General features: G+C 66.9%; 20 protein-coding genes. 7 read left to right on the plus strand and 13 right to left on the minus strand.

All coding sequences use genetic code 11. From position 1 onward, the window contains the following. Positions 1–69 precede the first annotated feature (69 nt). The 3 genes from EO174_RS08650 to EO174_RS08660 all read right to left on the minus strand — a co-directional run bounded on the left by EO174_RS08650 (position 70) and on the right by EO174_RS08660 (position 2,148). Complete coding sequence (locus tag EO174_RS08650; RefSeq protein ID WP_119132647.1) at positions 70–690, minus strand: glutathione S-transferase; 621 nt, start codon at positions 688–690, stop codon at positions 70–72. A gap of 168 nt (positions 691–858) precedes the next feature. Beyond that, positions 859–1,089 carry a hypothetical protein gene (locus tag EO174_RS08655; RefSeq protein WP_126943869.1) on the minus strand — a complete coding sequence of 77 codons (231 nt, stop codon included), beginning with the start codon at positions 1,087–1,089 and terminating at the stop codon, positions 859–861. 135 nt (positions 1,090–1,224) lie between these two features. Further along, a complete protein-coding gene (locus tag EO174_RS08660; protein ID WP_104650398.1) occupies positions 1,225–2,148 on the minus strand; it encodes a LysR family transcriptional regulator in 924 nt (307 codons plus the stop codon). Between the two features lie 96 nt (positions 2,149–2,244). Here EO174_RS08660 and EO174_RS08665 point away from each other — a divergent pair, with 96 nt between their 5' ends. The 5 genes from EO174_RS08665 to EO174_RS08685 all read left to right on the plus strand — a co-directional run bounded on the left by EO174_RS08665 (position 2,245) and on the right by EO174_RS08685 (position 6,853). Next, positions 2,245–3,252 carry a zinc-binding alcohol dehydrogenase family protein gene (locus EO174_RS08665; protein ID WP_126943786.1) on the plus strand — a complete coding sequence of 336 codons (1,008 nt, stop codon included), beginning with the start codon at positions 2,245–2,247 and terminating at the stop codon, positions 3,250–3,252. Positions 3,253–3,433: 181 nt separating this feature from the next. Then, the gene (gene rmuC, locus EO174_RS08670) at positions 3,434–5,017 is read left to right on the plus strand and encodes a DNA recombination protein RmuC (RefSeq protein WP_104585880.1); all 1,584 of its coding nucleotides are present in this window, start codon (positions 3,434–3,436) and stop codon (positions 5,015–5,017) included. 181 nt (positions 5,018–5,198) lie between these two features. Further along, positions 5,199–5,603, plus strand: a complete 405-nt coding sequence (locus EO174_RS08675) for a hypothetical protein (protein WP_206515056.1) — start codon at positions 5,199–5,201, stop codon at positions 5,601–5,603. Positions 5,604–5,756: 153 nt separating this feature from the next. Then, positions 5,757–6,308: a glutathione peroxidase gene (locus tag EO174_RS08680; protein WP_126943793.1), complete on the plus strand. Its 552-nt coding sequence runs from the start codon at positions 5,757–5,759 to the stop codon at positions 6,306–6,308. A 125-nt stretch (positions 6,309–6,433) separates the two neighbouring features. Further along, positions 6,434–6,853: a lysozyme inhibitor LprI family protein gene (locus tag EO174_RS08685; RefSeq protein WP_126943796.1), complete on the plus strand. Its 420-nt coding sequence runs from the start codon at positions 6,434–6,436 to the stop codon at positions 6,851–6,853. 162 nt (positions 6,854–7,015) lie between these two features. Here EO174_RS08685 and EO174_RS08690 read toward each other — a convergent pair whose 3' ends face one another. From EO174_RS08690 to EO174_RS08715, 6 genes are read right to left on the minus strand one after another with little or no spacing between them, the layout of a single operon-like run. After that, a complete protein-coding gene (locus EO174_RS08690) occupies positions 7,016–8,074 on the minus strand; it encodes a VacJ family lipoprotein (RefSeq protein ID WP_126943799.1) in 1,059 nt (352 codons plus the stop codon). Positions 8,075–8,084: 10 nt separating this feature from the next. Continuing rightward, positions 8,085–8,384, minus strand: coding sequence for an STAS domain-containing protein (locus EO174_RS08695; RefSeq protein ID WP_104650361.1), 300 nt, complete (start codon positions 8,382–8,384; stop codon positions 8,085–8,087). Then, entirely contained in the window at positions 8,374–9,036 is a 663-nt protein-coding gene (locus EO174_RS08700) for an ABC transporter substrate-binding protein (RefSeq protein ID WP_104586194.1), read from the minus strand. Before EO174_RS08700 ends, EO174_RS08695 begins: the two co-directional genes overlap by 11 nt. Further along, positions 9,033–9,566 (minus strand): outer membrane lipid asymmetry maintenance protein MlaD, encoded by a 534-nt coding sequence (gene mlaD, locus EO174_RS08705; RefSeq protein WP_104586196.1) that lies wholly within the window; start codon positions 9,564–9,566, stop codon positions 9,033–9,035. Before mlaD ends, EO174_RS08700 begins: the two co-directional genes overlap by 4 nt. An 11-nt stretch (positions 9,567–9,577) precedes the next feature. Beyond that, positions 9,578–10,327 carry an MlaE family lipid ABC transporter permease subunit gene (locus EO174_RS08710; RefSeq protein WP_104535395.1) on the minus strand — a complete coding sequence of 250 codons (750 nt, stop codon included), beginning with the start codon at positions 10,325–10,327 and terminating at the stop codon, positions 9,578–9,580. Further along, positions 10,327–11,121, minus strand: a complete 795-nt coding sequence (locus tag EO174_RS08715; RefSeq protein WP_104535396.1) for an ATP-binding cassette domain-containing protein — start codon at positions 11,119–11,121, stop codon at positions 10,327–10,329. The genes EO174_RS08710 and EO174_RS08715 overlap by 1 nt, the downstream gene beginning before the upstream one ends. A 235-nt stretch (positions 11,122–11,356) precedes the next feature. Between EO174_RS08715 and EO174_RS08720 the strand changes: the two genes are divergently transcribed. Further along, the gene (locus EO174_RS08720) at positions 11,357–11,644 is read left to right on the plus strand and encodes a hypothetical protein (RefSeq protein WP_104586190.1); all 288 of its coding nucleotides are present in this window, start codon (positions 11,357–11,359) and stop codon (positions 11,642–11,644) included. A gap of 6 nt (positions 11,645–11,650) precedes the next feature. Here the strand turns inward: EO174_RS08720 and EO174_RS08725 are convergent, their stop codons facing one another. The 4 genes from EO174_RS08725 to EO174_RS08740 all read right to left on the minus strand — a co-directional run bounded on the left by EO174_RS08725 (position 11,651) and on the right by EO174_RS08740 (position 13,953). Then, positions 11,651–12,178 (minus strand): GNAT family N-acetyltransferase, encoded by a 528-nt coding sequence (locus EO174_RS08725; protein WP_126943802.1) that lies wholly within the window; start codon positions 12,176–12,178, stop codon positions 11,651–11,653. Positions 12,179–12,214: 36 nt separating this feature from the next. Next, positions 12,215–12,751 carry a tail fiber protein gene (locus EO174_RS08730; protein WP_104650358.1) on the minus strand — a complete coding sequence of 179 codons (537 nt, stop codon included), beginning with the start codon at positions 12,749–12,751 and terminating at the stop codon, positions 12,215–12,217. Between the two features lie 57 nt (positions 12,752–12,808). Continuing rightward, positions 12,809–13,336, minus strand: a complete 528-nt coding sequence (locus EO174_RS08735; RefSeq protein WP_115678192.1) for a tail fiber protein — start codon at positions 13,334–13,336, stop codon at positions 12,809–12,811. A gap of 71 nt (positions 13,337–13,407) precedes the next feature. After that, a complete protein-coding gene (locus EO174_RS08740) occupies positions 13,408–13,953 on the minus strand; it encodes a tail fiber protein (protein WP_126943805.1) in 546 nt (181 codons plus the stop codon). A gap of 298 nt (positions 13,954–14,251) precedes the next feature. On the opposite strand from EO174_RS08740, the gene EO174_RS08745 reads away from it, so the two are divergent. Next, positions 14,252–16,625: Calx-beta domain-containing protein (locus tag EO174_RS08745; protein WP_206515060.1), on the plus strand; the 2,374-nt coding region annotated here is incomplete at its 3' end.

Below are 16,625 nucleotides of genomic sequence, written 5' to 3' on the forward strand. Positions count from 1 at the left end.
AATGCGATGCGATCCGCATGCAAATCCAGCATCGCCGCACTGTCTGGCTCGCTTTTGCGCAGGCGTGGTCTACGGCGCATTGCAGCCATGACGTCGAAAGCCGGCACGCGTCTTCAGGCAGGCGTGATACGCCGCCACCGCCGGCAACGCCGGCCGCGCGATCGGGCTGGCAAGCCAGCGCTGCGTGGATAAGCCCAACACGATATCGGCCAGGGTGAAGTCGGCTCCGAGCACGAACGGGCCGCCGCGTTGCAGCTGTGCCTCGAGGATGGCCATGTGCCGGTTCCACTCGCGCACGCTCGCCGCAATCGCCTGTGGATCGGCATGTGCCGCGCTGCCGCGCACGCTGGCCATGAACGCGTAACGCCAGGCGTTGTTGAGTTCGGTGGCCTGCCAATCCATCCATTGCTCGACCAGCGCACGGGCAGCGGGCGCCGTCGGCAACAGGTCGGCGCGTCCTGCACGCGCGGCCAGATACCGGCAGATCGTGTTCGACTCCCACAGCACCAGATCGCCATCGCGGATCACCGGCACCAGTGCGTTGGGGTTGAGCGCGCGAAAGGCCTCCGTGTCCAGCGATGCAAACCCGCTGCCATACGCGTGCAGCGTGTAGTCCAGCGCCAGTTCCTCGCACAGCCACAGCACCTTGCGCACGTTGATCGATGTCGGCTTTCCGTAGATGTCCAGCATATGTGCCCGGGGATGGAGGTGGTGAGTGCGTGCAGACGACTGCGCCAGTGACTGCTCTGCGTCTTGCGAGTGCGTCGATGCATCATTGCAGCAGCACGGCTGCCGCGTCTGCGTACAACGGAGCGGATGCTGCAATGGGCATATGCAACCTGCTCCGTCGCCGCTCGCCTACACCGTCAGCTTGCCCGCGTAAGCGTCGCGCACGCTCTGGCTGATATAGGTGCTCAAGCCGCGCCCTGCCTTGGCCAGGCGCTGCATGGTCGCGACCACGTCGGCGCCGGCACTGGCGGCGGTGTACACATAGGTGTCGCCACTGCGAAAGCGCACCGCGATTGCATCGTCTGCCACCGCATAGGCCACCACTCCGGAGTGGCCCTGGCGATTGCCGTAGCACTGCATCGACGGGAAGCGGCGGGCTGTCATGCAGGCAGGCTAGAAGCTGCGCAGTGACGGGCACCTCAACGCACGCGGCAGTCGCGCAGACCTTGCTGCGGCGCGCGTGCATCCATCGCGCCCCTGTTCCGGCGCAGCAGGTCAACGCGCATCGGACGCCAGCGGGTACAGCGCCGTCATCGCCTGGCAGCGTTGCGCAAACAGCGCGTGCAGCTGCCGCACTGCCGGCGAAAACTGCTTGCGATGCGGGCACACCAGGTGCAGAGGCAGGCGGTCGCCGCACTCCGGGAACAGCACCTGCAAACGCCCGGCCTGCACGTCGGTGCAGACATCCAGCCAGGATTTATAGGCGATGCCTTCGCCTGCCACTGCCCAGCGCCGCACGATATCGGCGTCGTCGCACAGCATCGCGCCACGCACCGGCACGATGTGGCGGCGGCCCTCCAGCTCGAACTGCCAGCGGTCGTAGGCGCGCCCGGCCAGCAGATACAGCAGGCAGGCGTGCTCGCGCAGCGCGTCCAGCGTGGCCGGTTGCCCGTGCCGTTGCAGATAGGACGGCGCGGCGACCAGCACCCGCCGGTTGTGCGGCGCCAGTGGCAGCGCCACATGCTCCGCATCGTCGATACGCCCCAGCCGGAACGCCACATCGACCGGCGCGCGGTACAGGTCCGCCACCTGGTCGGACAGATGCAGGCGCAGGCGCAGGCGCGGATGCGCGGCGCGGAACTCGGTCAGCCACGGCAGCAGCACATTGCGGCCCAGGTCCGACGGGGCGGTTACCTGCAGCACGCCCTGCAGTTCGGTGTCGTGCCCGCGCACCTGCTCGCGCCCATCGCGCAGCAGCTCCAGCACCTGGCGTGCGTAGGGCAGGTACTGCTCTCCTTCGGCAGTCAGCCGCAGGCTGCGCGTGGAACGCGCAAACAGGCGCAGGTCCAGGGCCCGCTCCAGCCGCGCCACTGCCGCGCTGACCTGGCCGGGCAGCAGGTCGGCCTCGCGCGCGGCATTGGAAAAACTGCCCAGTGCCGCCGTGCGCACGAACAGCGCCAAGTCGTCGAAGCGGACCATCTTCACTCCAGCTGTGAAAGTGCTTGCGCAGTTTGCCGGTTTTTCTCGCAATGCCGGCGGCCGACCATGCAGTTCCCTCCCCGCAGGACGCCCGCCATGAAAGCCATCGCCTATCCCCAGCACGGTCTGCCCATCGACGACGCGCGCGCGCTGGTCGCGCTCGACCTGCCGCTGCCCGAGCCCGGCCCGCGCGACCTGCGCGTGCGCATCCATGCCATCTCGGTCAATCCGGTCGACACCAAGGTGCGCGCCAACGCCGCGGTCGACGCACCGCGCGTGCTCGGCTGGGATGCCAGCGGCGTGGTCGATGCGGTGGGCAGCGAGGTCAGCCTGTTCCAGCCCGGCGATGCGGTGTACTACGCCGGCACCTTGAACCGCCCGGGCACCAATGCCGAATACCACCTGGTGGACGAACGCCTGGTCGGGCGCAAGCCGGCCACGCTCGATGACGCCTCGGCCGCCGCGTTGCCGCTGACCGCGATCACCGCCTGGGAGCTGCTGTTCGACCGCCTGCGCATCGCCGAAGACGGCGGGCAGGGCCAGACCCTGCTGGTGGTCGGCGCCGCCGGGGGCGTCGGCTCGATCCTGGTGCAGCTGGCGCGCACGTTGACCAAGCTGACCGTGATCGGCACCGCCTCGCGCCCGCAGACGCAGGACTGGGTGTATGCGCTCGGTGCCCACCATGTCATCGACCACACCCAGCCGCTGAGCGAGAGCCTGCAGCGCATCGGCATCGCCCAGGTCGAGCATGTCGCCAGCCTGACCCATACCGACCAGCACTTCGCCCAGCTGGTCGAGGTGCTCGCACCGCAGGGCCAGCTGGCCCTGATCGACGACCCGGCCACGCTCGATGTGCTGCCGCTCAAGCGCAAGAGCGCGTCGCTGCACTGGGAATTCATGTTCACCCGCTCGCTGTTCGACACCGACGACATGATTGCCCAGCACCACCTGCTCAACCGCGTCGCCGCGCTGGTGGACAGCGGCACGCTGCGCAGCACGCTGGGCGAGCACTACGGCCGCATCACCGTCGACAACCTGCGCCGCGCCCACGCCGCACTGGAATCGCATCGCACCCGCGGCAAGCTGGTGCTGGAAGGGTTCTGACCGCGGCGACGTTGCGACTGCGCAGCCCCGGCCCGGCTCGCCACGCCGTCAGCCGCGTCGGAGGCGCTTGATGCGCATTGCTGCAGGCGCACCGTCCCAGGCGCCCGCGCCCTGAGCACCGGCCGCCCAACCGGCATCGCACTGGCGCAGCCCCTGCGACCGGCCCGGCTACACTGCGCGCATGTCATCCCAATCCCTGATCCTTCTCGGACTGCTTGTCGTAGTCCTCGTGTTGCAGCTGATCGCGCTGCTGCGACGTCCTTCCACCAGCGGCCTGGAGCTGGCGCTGCGTGCCGAGCAACGCGACGGCCGCGGCGAATTGCGCGAGCAGCTCGAAGGCCTGGCGCGGCAGCAGGACGGCCGCCTGGAAACCTTCGCACGCAATCTCACCGAACTGTCCACGCGCACCGACCAGCGCCTGGACCTGCTGCGCGACGCACTCGGCGAAGATGCACGCAAGGCGCGCGAAGAAAGCGCCCTGGCGCAACAACGCACCGGCGAACTGCTCACCCTGCGGCTGACCGAATTGCGCACCCAGCTCGACGGCTTCGGCCAGCAGCAGGAAACCCGCATCCAGGTGTTCGGCCAGCAGCTGACCGAGCTGATCGCGCGCACCGACACCCATATGGCCGCCCTGCGCGAAGCGCTGGCCGACGATGCCCGCAAGGGCCGGCAGGAGGCCGGCGAGTCGCAGCAGCGCTTCACCGAGGCCCTGGGCCAACGCCTGACCGAACTCACCCAGCGCAACGAGCTGCGCATCGGCGAAATGCGCGCCACGCTGGAACAACAGCTGGCCAACCTGCAGAACGACAACGCCAGCAAGCTCGAACTGATGCGCGCCACCGTCGATGAAAAACTCCAGACCACGCTCAACACGCGGCTGGATGCCTCCTTCAAGCTCGTCTCCGAACGCCTGGAACAGGTGCAGCGCGGCCTGGGCGAAATGCAGCAGCTGGCTACCGGCGTGGGCGATCTCAAGCGTGTGCTGAGCAACGTCAAGGACCGCGGCGGCTGGGGCGAAGTGCAGTTGGAGAACATCCTCGAGCAGACGCTGACGATGGAGCAGTACGCGCGCAGCGTGCGGGTCAGGCCCGACAGCGCCGAGGCGGTGGATTTCGCGATCCGCCTGCCGGGCCGTGGCGACGACACGGTGGTGTGGCTGCCGGTCGATGCCAAGTTCCCGCGCGAGGATTACGAACGCCTGATCGACGCGCAGGAAAAGGGCGACCTCGACGCAATCAAGACGTCGACGGCGCAGCTGGAACGCGCCATCCGCATCCAGGCCAAGTCGATCAGCGACAAGTACGTCTGCCCGCCGCAGACCACCGACTTCGCGGTGATGTTCCTGCCCACCGAGGGCCTGTACGCCGAAGTGATCCGTCGCGCCGGCCTGGTCGACCTGTTGCAGCGCGAACATCGCGTGGTGCTGGCCGGCCCGACCACCTTCACCGCCCTGCTCAACAGCCTGCAGATGGGCTTCCGCACGCTGGCGATCGAAAAGCGCTCCAGCGAGGTCTGGCAGGTGCTGGGCGCGGTGAAGAGCGAGTTCGGCAAGTTCGCCGGCATCCTCGAAAAGGCCGAGCGGCAGATCAGCACGGTCGGCAAGAGCCTAGGCGAAGCCAGCCGCAAGACCCGCACCATCGAACGCCGCCTGCGCGGCGTGGAAACCCTGGCCAGCGAACACTCCCAGGCGCTGCTGGACGATGCCGGCAACGACGACACCGCCAGCAGCAGCGACGACGACAGCAACGACGAGCAGGAATGATCCGCCGCCCAAGGCGACCCAACAAGCCACAACGTAGGAGCGCACCCGGGCGCGACCAGGCATTACCGATAACGCCCCATCGCGGCCAGGGCCGCTCCTACAAAACGCAGGCCTCCGGCATGGCTTCTTGCCGATAGCGAGCACGCCACGCAGACATCGCCACCGCGATGCTTGCAGCCACTTGGTTCAAGACGAGAGTGTCAACATGGCAACCCGATGGCTCCATGCAGTGATCTGCGCGCTGCTGCTGACCGCATGCAGCACGCCTCCGGCGACCAGGCCGGGCGCTGCGGCGGGCACGCCGCAGCCACCGCACGCCGGTTCCGCCGACGCTGCCGAATGCACGGCTAAGGGCGGGCAACTGCGTCCGGTCGGCCGCATGCAGACGGTGCGTTGCGTGGTGCCGTATGCCGATGCCGGCAAGACCTGCAGCGACAGCTCCGACTGCAGCGGTGATTGCCTGGCCACCAGCATCGTGCCGACCGGCACCGCGACATCCGGCACCTGCCAGCGCGACAGCGACCGCTTCGGTTGCCGCCAGGAAGTGATCGGCGGCTTGGGCCAGGCCGCGTTGTGCATCGATTGACGTCTTCGAACGTGGTGAAGCGCCTGCACGGGTCGATCAGCCGCTTGGTCCGTGCGCGTCGCTGGAGATCACTGCAAGCGCCATGAGCCAGCCGTCTCGCTCGCGCCATCGTGGCGGTTTATGCTCTCGGCTCTACCTGTCCAGGACGTATCGATGAGCCAGACGCTTTACGACATCCCGGTTGCCCGCATCGACGGTGAGCCCGCCACGCTGGCCGACTATCGCGGCAAGGTGCTGCTGGTGGTCAACGTCGCCTCCAAGTGCGGACTGACCCCGCAGTACGAGAGCCTGGAAGCGCTGTATCGCGACAAGCAGGCACAGGGACTGGAAGTGCTGGGCTTTCCGGCCAACGACTTCAAGGGGCAGGAACCCGGCAGCGAGGCGGAGATCGCGCAGTTCTGCCAGCTCACCTACGACGTGACCTTTCCGATGTTCTCCAAGATCGCCGTCACCGGTGCCGAGATCCATCCGTTGTATCAGCAGTTGACCAGCGCGCATCCGCAGGCCACCGGCGACGGCCCGATGCGCGAGAAACTGGCCGGTTACGGCATCGCACCCAACCCCGCACCGGGCGTGCTGTGGAACTTCGAAAAATTCCTGATCGGCCGCGACGGTCAGGTCATCGACCGCTTCGCCCCCGACGTGCCGGCAGACGATGCGCGCCTGCGTGCGGCGGTGGATGCAGCGTTGGCAGCGGCTGCCTGAAGCTCCTCTCCACCAGGACGAGACGCCACGCGTGCGCGCCAGTGGCACGCGTGGCCTGACGCAGCAAGCTGCATCCACCGTGTCGGTGCACGCATCGCGAAGGTGACTCAACAAGGACCCTGTCGATGCGTCTGCTCTTTGTCCTCCTGATGCTGCCTGGCAGTTCGTCATTGCATGCTGCGGAGCTTTGCCGCGACCTGCAGACAACCCCGGAAAGTAACGCTTGCTGGAACGAGCAAGTCGGCATCGCGCAGGCACGTCTGGATGATTATCTGGCGACCGCGCGCGACCGGGCCGTTTCCACATTGGGTATTGCCGCCGACGCTTTCGACAACGCACAGACGGCGTGGACGACGTACCGGGATCTTCAGTGCGGCAATGTGCAAACGCGCTGGCGCGATGCGACAGTCCGGCCGGCCAAGGTGGCGCGCTGCATCGTCGACCTCGACGATCAGCGCGCGCACGATCTATGGAAGCACTATCTCACCTATATCGACCGCACGCCGTCGATCAGGCCCGAACCGGAGTTGCGCGCTGGCAAGTGAGCTGGCAACTGCACCTTCGATCCTTCGGTCTGGATTGCCTGAGGCAAGCCTGCGCCTAGGCAGCCTGGTCCTTGGTGCCACTTCGCATGCTGTTGGCGGAAAAAAAAAGCCCGGGATCGCTCCCGGGCTTTCATAGTTACGCCAAACCGCACGCTAGATCGATCAACGAATCCACTGCGGGATCGGCATCGCATCCACCGGCACGGTGCTGTCCTTGTCCTCGCGCAGGTAGTCGGGCAACTCGTTGTCCTTCTGGCGATGGCTGCGCAGGTCGCGCACGATCTGGTAGTTGCGGCGCTGCATCCATGCATCGCGGGTCAGTGCGTATTCGTCCGGTGCCTGGTCGCGCAGCGAATCCAGCGACATCAGCTGCGCGCGCGTATCCACCAGCTGCAGGCCCTGCAGGGCGAAGCGCGCGCCGCTGTCGTCGACCTGGCGCAACGGCGAGAGCGGAATGTCGCCGCCCAGGCCGAAGGTGTCGCGCACCGTGCGTGGGCCGAACAGCGGCAACTCGAAGTAGCGCGAATTGCGCCAGCCCCACACACCCAGGGTCTGACCGAAGTCCTCGCTGCGGCGCGGAATGCCGGCTGCGGAGGCTGGATCGAACAGACCGGCCACGCCCAGCGTGGAATTCATCACGAAGCGGCCCAGCGACTGCATCGCATACACCGGGTGGCCCTGCAGCAGCTGGTTGACCATGGTCAGCGGCGTGCCGAGGTTGTCGAAGAAGTTGGTCACGCCCAGGCGTGCCGGACGCGGCACCACCTTGGTATAGCCGGTGGCCAACGGACGCGCCACGCCCCGGTCCACGGCCAGGTTGAAGCGGTGCATGCCGCGGTTGTAGCGCTCCCACGGATCGTAGGGTGGCGCATCACCGGGCTGGCCCGGTGCACCGTTGGCGCCGGCCTGCGGGGTGGTGGGGCCGTAGAGCGCAGCGTAGTCGTCCTCGGCCGAGGTGGCGGCACCTGCGGTCCCGGCGCTGGCATCGGCGCCGGTCTGGTCGGCCGGGGCTGCGGCGGTGGCCGGCAGGGCGTCCGGGGCGGCAAAGCCGGCAGTGGCCGGCTGCGCCGTCACAGCGTCGTCGTCGCGTACCGGCGCCGGGGTCGCGTCCGGGGCGGTCTCGGCCGCGGACGCAAGCGGCGCGGATTTCGGAGCGTGGCTGGCGCACGCACCAAGCAGCAGGCAGGCGGCCAACAGGGAAAGGGGGCGAAGCTGGGTCATGGGGTGGCGCTCAGGCCTGGAAATCGAAAGTAGGGGACAAACGGTAGGCGGCGCGTAATTCGTCCAGACCGGACGCCTCACCCACCACCGTGACGGGACCGGCACCTGTGGCGCGCAGCCGCGCCGCCAGTTCGGCCAGCATTGCAACGCCGGCACTGTCCAGGCGTTGTACACCCGACAGGTCCAGCGTGCGAATGCCGTCCAGTTGCGCAATCGCCTGCGGCCAGGCCGCCGTGACCGCGTCGCGGTCGAGCACGCCGGTCAGTGCCAGCGTCTGGCCATTGCGTTGCACGGAATCGTTACTTGCCATTGGCCGGTGCCGGACCGACCTGCAGATTGCCGCTACGCAGCTCTGCGGCGACCTTGGCAATGCCCTTTTCGCGCAGCGGGGCGTCGAACTGGGTCTTGAAGGTCTGCACGTAGGAGATGCCTTCGATCATCACATCGAAGATCTTCCACTGGCCGCCGACGTTACGCATCATGTAATCGACCGGGGTCGGGTCGTTGCCGGCGCGCAGCAGGTCGGTGGACACCTTGACGCCGCGGTTGCCCGGCAGGGCGCTCTCGGACTTGGCGCGGAAGGTCGGCTTGCCTTCGAAGTTGAGCAACGCGGTGCCGTAACGCTGCATCAGGTTGTCGGCCAGCGCATCGGCAAACAGCTTGACGTCCGCATCGGAGGCGCCACGGCCGTTGACGCCCAGCACCAGGCGGGCCGAGTAGTCGCGGTCGAAGGCCTTGTTCAATTCGCCATTGATGTACTGGCGCAGCGCGGCCGGGTTGCTGCGGAACTCGGCGCGGCGCTGGTCCAGCGTGCTCAGGATGCGGGTGCTGCTGTCGATGACGGTCTTGGTGGCCGCGCCCTGCGCAGGCGCGCTGGCGGCAGCCGGCTGCGCCAGCACGGTGGCCGGTGCGCACACCAGCAGGGTCGAGGCCAGGACAGCGGAGAGCAGGGTGGTTTTCATTGGTGCGGTTCCGTAGAGGGAGAAGCGGGCTGGGCAGGCGGGGCGGCCTGACCCTCTGCGGCGGATTTATCACCGCCGCCACTGAACATGTACTTGCCGACCAGCTGCAGCAGATCCACCGCCGGCTGGGTGAAGCCGATTTCTTCGCCCGGCTTGAGCGTTTCCGGGTCACCGCCCGGCTGCAGCCCGATATAACTCTCGCCCAGCAGGCCGCTGGTGAAGATGCCGGCCGAGGTGTCGGCCGGCAGATCCTTGTACTTGTTGTCCAGCGACAGGGTCACCACCGAGTCGAACCTGGTCGGATCCAGGCTGATGTCGGACACCTTGCCGATGGTCACCCCGCCGATCTTCACCGGTGCCTGCGCACGCAGCTGGCCGATCTGGCTGAAGCGCGCGGTCAGCGTGTACTGGCTGGAGCCGAAGCCCCAGCGCTGGTTGGTCGAGGCCACCGCCAGCACCAGCAGCGAGGCCAGGGTCAGCAGCAAAAAGGCGCCGACGGCGAATTCGAGTCGTGGTCCACGCATGGCCATAGTTATTCCACTCACCTAAACAACATTGCAGAAAGGACGAAGTTGAACATCAGCACCAGCAGCGAGGCGTTCACCACCGCGCGGGTGGTGGCGATCGAGGTGCCTTCGATGGTCGGTTCGGCGTGGAAGCCCACGTAGGCGGCGACCAATGCGGCGGTGCCGCCGAAGATCGCCGACTTGAGCATGGCCACGCCAAAGTCGTCCCAGAAGTCCACGCTGTTGCTCAACCCCGACCAGAATGTGCCGTTGTCGATGCCCAGCACGTGCACGGCTTCGAAATAGCCGCCGGTGATGGCCAGCGAACAGAACACGCCGGTCAGCAACGGTACCGTCAGCACCGCCGCCCAGAAGCGCGGCGCCACCGCCTTGGCGACCGGATCGATGGCCATCAGCTCCAGCGCCTTGATCTGGTCGGTGGCGCGCATCAGGCCCAGCTCGGCGGCGATCGAGCTGCCGGCGCGGCCGATGAACAGCAGCGCGGTCAGCACCGGTGCCAGCTCGCGGTACAGCGACAGCCCCAGCAGCGTGGACAGCGCATCCGACGCACCGTAGGTGGTCAGCGTGCGGTAGCCCTGCAGGGTCAGCACCAGGCCGACGAAGGCGCCGCCGACGGCGATGATCGGCAGCGACCGCGCGCCGACCTTGTAGATCTCGCGCACCAGCTCGGCGATGAAATCGCGCGTGGGCACCGAGCCGCGCAGCACGGTCAGCGAAAACAGCCCGGCGCGGCCGAAGGCGCGGATCGACTCGACCATGGCCATCAGGCAGCACTCCGGTCGCGCCGCGGCGCCGCATCGAAGGCGATCGGCCCATCCGGCTGGCCATGCAGGAACTGCTGCACCAGCGGATCGGTACTGTCCTGCAGCTGCTCCGGCGTGCCGGCGAACACGATGCCGCCATTGGCGATGACCACGGCCTGGTCGCTGATCGGCAGGGTTTCGTGCACGTGGTGGCTGACGATGATGCTGGTCAGGCCGAGGCTGTCGTTGAGGCGCTGGATCAGGCTCATGATCACGCCCGACGCGATCGGGTCGAGCCCGGTCAGCGGTTCGTCGTAGATCATCAGCGGCGGGTCCAGGGCCAGCGCACGCGCCAGCGCCACACGCCGCGCCATGCCGCCGGACAATTCGCGCGGCCAGGCATCGGCGGCGGCCAGCAGGCCCACCGCATGCAGCTTCATCTGCACCAGGCGCTGCAGCACCGGCGCCGGCAGGCGGGTGTGGGTACGCAGCGGCAGCGCGACGTTGTCGGCCACGCTCAGGTCGGTCAGCAGGCCATTGCCCTGCAGCAGCACGCCGACATTGCGACGCATCTCCAGCAGTGCACGGTTGCCATGCGGGATCGCGTTGCCGAACAGGGTGACCGTGCCGGCGACCGGACGCAGCTCGCCGGTCAGCGCGGCCAGCAAGGTGGATTTGCCGCTGCCGGACGGACCGAGCACGGCAGTGATGCTGCCGCGTGGCACCTCAAGCGAGACGTCGCGCAGGATCGTGCGACCGCCGCGATCGATGCGGACACCGGACAACTGCACGACAGGGGATGCGGACGCCGTCATCGAAGCCTTTAACAGAATTCCAACGCGATAGAGTAGCCGTCACACGGCTGAACATAACCGAACCGGTGCGTCCAGTATTATCGCATGACGCCTGCATCGCAGCGGACGCGTTGCAGCCGGCATGCATGCAACAAGCCGTCTCATGCATGACCCAACGCAATCTGCGAGCGCAGGGGTGTTGTGGCAGGTATGCCCTAGGTGGATGATCGGAGTTCCGGCCGACCACGAGTACGTAATGGATCTACTGACCCTGGAGCACTTTGCAGGCAGCGTCAATGAAACGTTCTCTGCCGCATTGAACGAAGGCGAGGTGCCATTCGTGCTGGTCGAGGCGCGGCCGCTGCCCACCACGCATGCCGTCCACCGGGCGCCCTTCTCGCTGCTGTTCCGCAACAGCTCGGCGTTCCTGTTTCCGCAGCAGACCTATCAGCTGCGACACACGCGGCTGGGCGAGATCGGCGTGTTCCTGGTGCCGGTGGCGCGCGAGCGCGACGGGTTTCTGTATCAGGCCGTTTTCAACTGAGTGCGTTCAACCGCGGTGCTCGGGAAAATGCCAGTGCATCTGCAGATGCGTCTGGTTGCTCATACCCGCGACGAAACCGTGGCGGACATACAGTCGTTGCGCGGCGGGGTTTGCGTGCAGCACGTGCAATGACAATCCGCATCCCGCCTCGCGCGCCACCGCCTGCGCGTAGGCGAGCAGTTGCGAGCCGATGCCTTGGCCGCGCCAGTCCGGCATCAGGCTGATATCCACCAGCGTATGTTGCGCGGCAGCGCGGTGCAGATACAGGCGCCCGATACGCAGATCCTTGGCCTGGACGATCAGAAAGTCGCCGCCTTCAAAATGTTGCTGGTAGTGCGCGCGCTGCAGCGCAAACTGCTGCTGAAGAAAGGCACGTTTACTCGCCTCCGGCCACGGTACCGGTGCCAGCTCGTCGCTGCGGGTGCTGGCATAAAGCGCCTGCAGCCACGCGATGTCGGCTGGCTGCTCGGGGCGCAGGGCAAGATCCACCGCGCCCCGATTAGCGGTAGCGCTCGTTACGAACTGCATCTTCATCGCCGCCTCTGCAACGCGCCCGGGTGACGGCAGCGCTCAGTTGAACGCCGGATAGTCGCCCTGCAGCGCGATGCAGAAGTTCACGGCCAGATAGGGCTGGCGGTTCTCGTGCGCCTGTCCGCTGCCGGTAGGCAACAGCATGGTCGGGGAGAATTGCTTGTCCGGCGCGACCGCCAGGAACGGGCGCTCGGTGTTGACGTTCAGCGACGACAGCGCCACACCGTTGGCTGGCGTGCCCGTCTTCTTGGTCACGTCCGGCTGCGAGAGTATGTTGACGCCATGCTGGTGCATCGGGATCTGCGTGCTGAGCAGGCTTTCCGACGCGGAGCCGAAGTTGCTACCCAGCGAGTGCGGGGTCAGGCCCGGCCCCGCGCCCTGCTGGCAACCGGCGCGTGCGGAAAAGTTCGGTAACTGGAAGGTGCTGTTACCGTTGCCGCCATAGGCCACGCCGAGCAGGGAGTACAGCGTGGTGTTCTGCGCGATCGGCAGTGTGGCGCCATTGCAGAACGCCCAGCCGTAGGGGTTGTAGTCGAAGCCGAACAGCTGGATTTCGCCGATATAGGGTTCGGTCATGAACAGAGTCTCCGATGAAGCGGATGCATACCGCGGCCTGCCGGCGCGGCGCGGGGATCAGGCCTGCTGCGGAAAGATGCCCGTGGTGGCGATGCAGTACTGCACCGTCAGTGTCGGCATGAGGTTGTCGTGCGGCTGGTTGCCGCCGGCAAACGAGGTGCTCTGCGTGGACATCGCCAAGGTGGTGCCACCGGTTGCATCGCTCACGTAGAACGTGCTGCCGTTGACCGCCGCCGGCAATAACCCCGCCGGTGCGGTCGCCGTCGCTGCGGTGGTGGTGGCCTGAGCGGTATGCGTGTGCGCCGGCATCTGCAGGTCCGTCAACGTCACCGTCTCGGTGCCGGCGTGCTGGGCGAGCACGTAGTTGCTCAGGCCCGGTCCCTGGCCCTGGTGGATCGGCAGGCGGCCGCGCAGATCCGGCACGCCGAACGTGCTGGTGCCATTGCCACCGTAGACAGTGCCGAGCAGGACGTACAACGGTTCGTATTCGGAAATCTGCAGCAACGAGCCGTCGCACGCCTGCCAACCCTGGGGAGTGCGGCCAAAACCGAACATGCGGATTTCGCCAATGAAGGGAGTACCCATGAAATTCTTCCTGGTCGATGGGGCGTCGTACGCAAGGCTGCGTACGCCGGCGCCCCCGGATACGGATGCGCCTAGCTGCGCGAAGGGAAGATGCCGGACAGCGCGATGCAGAAATTGATCGCGGTATAAGGCTGCAGGTTCGGATGCGCTTGGCTGCCGCCGCTGTTGGCGATCGTGGACTGGGACAGCGGCACCATCGCGCCAGGCGCGGCGTACAACGCGTGCGCAGTCCCGGAGGCGACGTTGTTGTTCGCGAACAGACGGCCTGTCGGTGTGCGGTTGTCGCCGTTGGCGCTACTGCAATCCATCAGGTGGCTGTGCGGGGGCAGGTTGTCTGCCACCAGCGTCACCGTCTCCGCGCCTGCCGCCTGGCCCATGGGAGCGGCAGGCGGCTGCCAGTTCGGATCCGCCGACGGCCCATAGCCCATCGGGGTGCGCCCACGCATGTCCGGCAAGCCGAACGTGGTCCTGCCATCGCCGCCGAAGCGCGTGCCGAGCAGACTGAACAGGGCCTGGTTCTGATTGATCGGCAGCAATTGCCCATTGCACTGCGCAAAATACTTCGGCGCGAATGCGAAACCGGTCAACATGATCTGGCCGATGAAGAACTCACTCATGCAGCTCTCCCTACGTAGGTGCGCCGCCGACCGACTGTCGGAGACTGACGTAGTCATACCTGCCGACATTGCATACCACAAGCCACCAAGATCCTAATTGAGATGAAGTATTAATTTTTCATTCTTTAACTGCCAGTCAGTTCCAGTTCAAATAGCGCTATAGTTGAATCACATGCCTCTTTAGGCATTGCGTTGCGCTGATCCGAGGCACCAGGACCGCTGCCGACGCCATTGGGGTGGCGTGCTTTTTCGGGGAAAACTTATGTCTACGACCTTCGCCGCCTCGGGTGGCGTGCGCCTGCTGCTGCGTTGGATGCTGGCGCTGTTGCTGTTGGCGACCTCTCACGTCGCCCTGGCTGCCTACTGCCCGACTCCGAAAAGCGCCACCGTCAACTCGGGTGGCTCGGTGTCCTTCGAAGTCGGCGACTGCGATGGCCCTTCCAATATCGGCATGACCGATCCCGGCGTACCCCCTGCGCATGGCAGTTACAGCCTGCCTGGTCAGAATCCTGACAGCACCGAACAGGTGACCTACACCAACAACGGCGATGGTGCGACATCGGACTCGTTCTATCTGTTGGACGAAGACAACAACCAGATCGTCTTCAACATCACCGTCAACCCCTCGCGCACTGCCAGCATCGCGGTGAGCCCGGCCAGCCTCAACGAAAATAGCGGCGCAGCGTTCACCTACACGGTGACGCTGAGCCAGAGCAGCAGTTCGGCGACCACGGTAAACCTTGGTCGCAGCGGCACCGCCACCAGCGGCACCGACTACACGGGTGCGCCGAGCAGCATCGTGGTGCCCGCCAACGCCACCACGGCCACCTTTTCCGTCACCCCGGTCGCCGATACCACGGTGGAGGCCGACGAGACGGTGGTGATCAGCGTGGCCAGCGGTAGCGGCTATGGCATCGGCAGTCCGTCCAGCGCCACCGCCACCATCGTCAACGACGACTTTCCGACCGCATCGATCACGGTGTCTCCGTCCAGCGTGCCCGAGGACGGAGCAGGCAATCTGATCTACACGGTCTCGCTCGACCAGGCTGCGCAGAGCGCGGTATCGGTCGCCTTCAGCGTCGGTGGCAGCGCGACCTCAGGCACCGACTACGCGGCCGTGAGTTCGCCGCTGGTGATCAACGCCGGCCAGACCACCGGCACCATCACCATCAATCCGACCGCCGATGCCACCATCGAACCGGACGAGACCGTGGTGATCAGCCTGGCTGCGGGCAGTGGCTACAGCGTGGGGTCGCCCAACAGCGCCACCGGCACCATCCTCAACGACGACCAGCCGGCGCTGTCGATCAACGACGTGTCCGTGAGCGAAGGCAACGCCGGCACCACCAATGCCACCTTCACTGTCTCGTTGAGCCAGCCGGCCGGCGCCGGCGGCGTCAGCTTCGATATCTCCACTGCCGATGGCACTGCCACTGCCGGCGTGGACTACGTCGCCTCCAGCCTGGCCGGGCAGACCATCCCCGCCGGCAGCAGCAGCGCCACCTTCACCGTGCAGGTCAACGGCGACTCGCTCAGCGAGCCCGACGAGACCTTCTTCGTCAACGTCAGCAACGTCACCGGCGCGACAGTGGCCGATGCGCAGGGCCTGGGCACCATCGTCAACGACGATGCGGTGCCGTCGCTGTCGATCGAAGATATCAGCGTGAACGAAGGCAATAGCGGCACCACCACGGCCACGTTCACGGTGAGCCTGAGCGCGGCCAGCGGCCAGACCGTGTCGGTCAATTACGCCACCGCCAACGGCACCGCCACCGCAGGGAGCGACTACGTCGCGCGGTCGGGCACGCTGACATTTCCGCCGGGTACCACTGCGCAGGGCGTGGCAATCACCGTCAATGGCGACACCGCGGTCGAGGCCAGCGAGACCTTCAGTGTCGGCCTGTCCGGTGCCAGCAACGCCAGCATCGCGCGCGCCACCGGCACCGGCACCATCGTCAACGACGATGTGGTGGTGATTGTCGGGCCGGCCACGCTGCCGGCAGCCACCGCCGGCAGCGCCTACAGCCAGAACCTGAGCGCCAGCGGAGGCACCGCGCCGTACACCTTCGCCGTCACGGCCGGTGCGCTGCCGCCCGGGCTGACCCTGAGCGCTGCCGGCGTGCTGTCCGGCACACCCACCGCCACCGGCAGCTTCAACTTCACCGCCACCGCTACCGATAGCGGCGGCAGCCCCACCAGCGGCAACCGCGCCTACACGCTGACCGTGGCCGGCGCGACGGTGACCCTGCCGGCGACCAGCCTGCCGGCCGGCACGGCAGGCCAGGCCTATTCGGGCGCGCTCACTCCGGCGACCGGCGGCATTGCCCCGTATACCTACGCCGTTACCGCCGGCGCCCTGCCGGCGGGCATCACGCTCAATGGCAGCAGCGGCGCCCTGACCGGTACGCCCGGCACCGTGGGCAGCTTCAGCTTCAACGTGACCGCCACCGACAGCACCAGCGGCACGCCATCGCAGGCAACGCAGAGCTACTCCCTGACCATCGCCGCGCCGCCGATCGTGGTTGCGCCGTCCACGCTGCCGGCCGCCACCCGCGGCACGGCCTACAGCCAGACGCTGAGCGCCAGCGGCGGCACCGCGCCGTACACCTACAGCCTCGGAAGCGGCACGCTGCCGGCTGGCCTGACCCTGGCCAGCAACGGCACGCTGTCCG

The organism is Xanthomonas sp. BRIP62418 (genome assembly GCF_003993495.1).
Lineage (GTDB): Bacteria > Pseudomonadota > Gammaproteobacteria > Xanthomonadales > Xanthomonadaceae > Xanthomonas > Xanthomonas euroxanthea.

What these genes read in the sequence shown, in the direction of transcription:
- EO174_RS08650 (WP_119132647.1), bottom strand. Translation starts at nt 690, where the DNA reads ATGCTGGACATCTACGGAAAGCCGACATCGATCAACGTGCGCAAGGTG.
- EO174_RS08655 (WP_126943869.1), bottom strand. Translation starts at nt 1,089, where the DNA reads ATGCAGTGCTACGGCAATCGCCAGGGCCACTCCGGAGTGGTGGCCTAT.
- EO174_RS08660 (WP_104650398.1), bottom strand. Translation starts at nt 2,148, where the DNA reads ATGGTCCGCTTCGACGACTTGGCGCTGTTCGTGCGCACGGCGGCACTG.
- EO174_RS08665 (WP_126943786.1), top strand. Translation starts at nt 2,245, where the DNA reads ATGAAAGCCATCGCCTATCCCCAGCACGGTCTGCCCATCGACGACGCG.
- rmuC (WP_104585880.1), top strand. Translation starts at nt 3,434, where the DNA reads ATGTCATCCCAATCCCTGATCCTTCTCGGACTGCTTGTCGTAGTCCTC.
- EO174_RS08680 (WP_126943793.1), top strand. Translation starts at nt 5,757, where the DNA reads ATGAGCCAGACGCTTTACGACATCCCGGTTGCCCGCATCGACGGTGAG.
- EO174_RS08685 (WP_126943796.1), top strand. Translation starts at nt 6,434, where the DNA reads ATGCGTCTGCTCTTTGTCCTCCTGATGCTGCCTGGCAGTTCGTCATTG.
- EO174_RS08690 (WP_126943799.1), bottom strand. Translation starts at nt 8,074, where the DNA reads ATGACCCAGCTTCGCCCCCTTTCCCTGTTGGCCGCCTGCCTGCTGCTT.
- EO174_RS08695 (WP_104650361.1), bottom strand. Translation starts at nt 8,384, where the DNA reads ATGGCAAGTAACGATTCCGTGCAACGCAATGGCCAGACGCTGGCACTG.
- EO174_RS08700 (WP_104586194.1), bottom strand. Translation starts at nt 9,036, where the DNA reads ATGAAAACCACCCTGCTCTCCGCTGTCCTGGCCTCGACCCTGCTGGTG.
- mlaD (WP_104586196.1), bottom strand. Translation starts at nt 9,566, where the DNA reads ATGGCCATGCGTGGACCACGACTCGAATTCGCCGTCGGCGCCTTTTTG.
- EO174_RS08710 (WP_104535395.1), bottom strand. Translation starts at nt 10,327, where the DNA reads ATGGCCATGGTCGAGTCGATCCGCGCCTTCGGCCGCGCCGGGCTGTTT.
- EO174_RS08715 (WP_104535396.1), bottom strand. Translation starts at nt 11,121, where the DNA reads ATGACGGCGTCCGCATCCCCTGTCGTGCAGTTGTCCGGTGTCCGCATC.
- EO174_RS08720 (WP_104586190.1), top strand. Translation starts at nt 11,357, where the DNA reads ATGGATCTACTGACCCTGGAGCACTTTGCAGGCAGCGTCAATGAAACG.
- EO174_RS08725 (WP_126943802.1), bottom strand. Translation starts at nt 12,178, where the DNA reads ATGAAGATGCAGTTCGTAACGAGCGCTACCGCTAATCGGGGCGCGGTG.
- EO174_RS08730 (WP_104650358.1), bottom strand. Translation starts at nt 12,751, where the DNA reads ATGACCGAACCCTATATCGGCGAAATCCAGCTGTTCGGCTTCGACTAC.
- EO174_RS08735 (WP_115678192.1), bottom strand. Translation starts at nt 13,336, where the DNA reads ATGGGTACTCCCTTCATTGGCGAAATCCGCATGTTCGGTTTTGGCCGC.
- EO174_RS08740 (WP_126943805.1), bottom strand. Translation starts at nt 13,953, where the DNA reads ATGAGTGAGTTCTTCATCGGCCAGATCATGTTGACCGGTTTCGCATTC.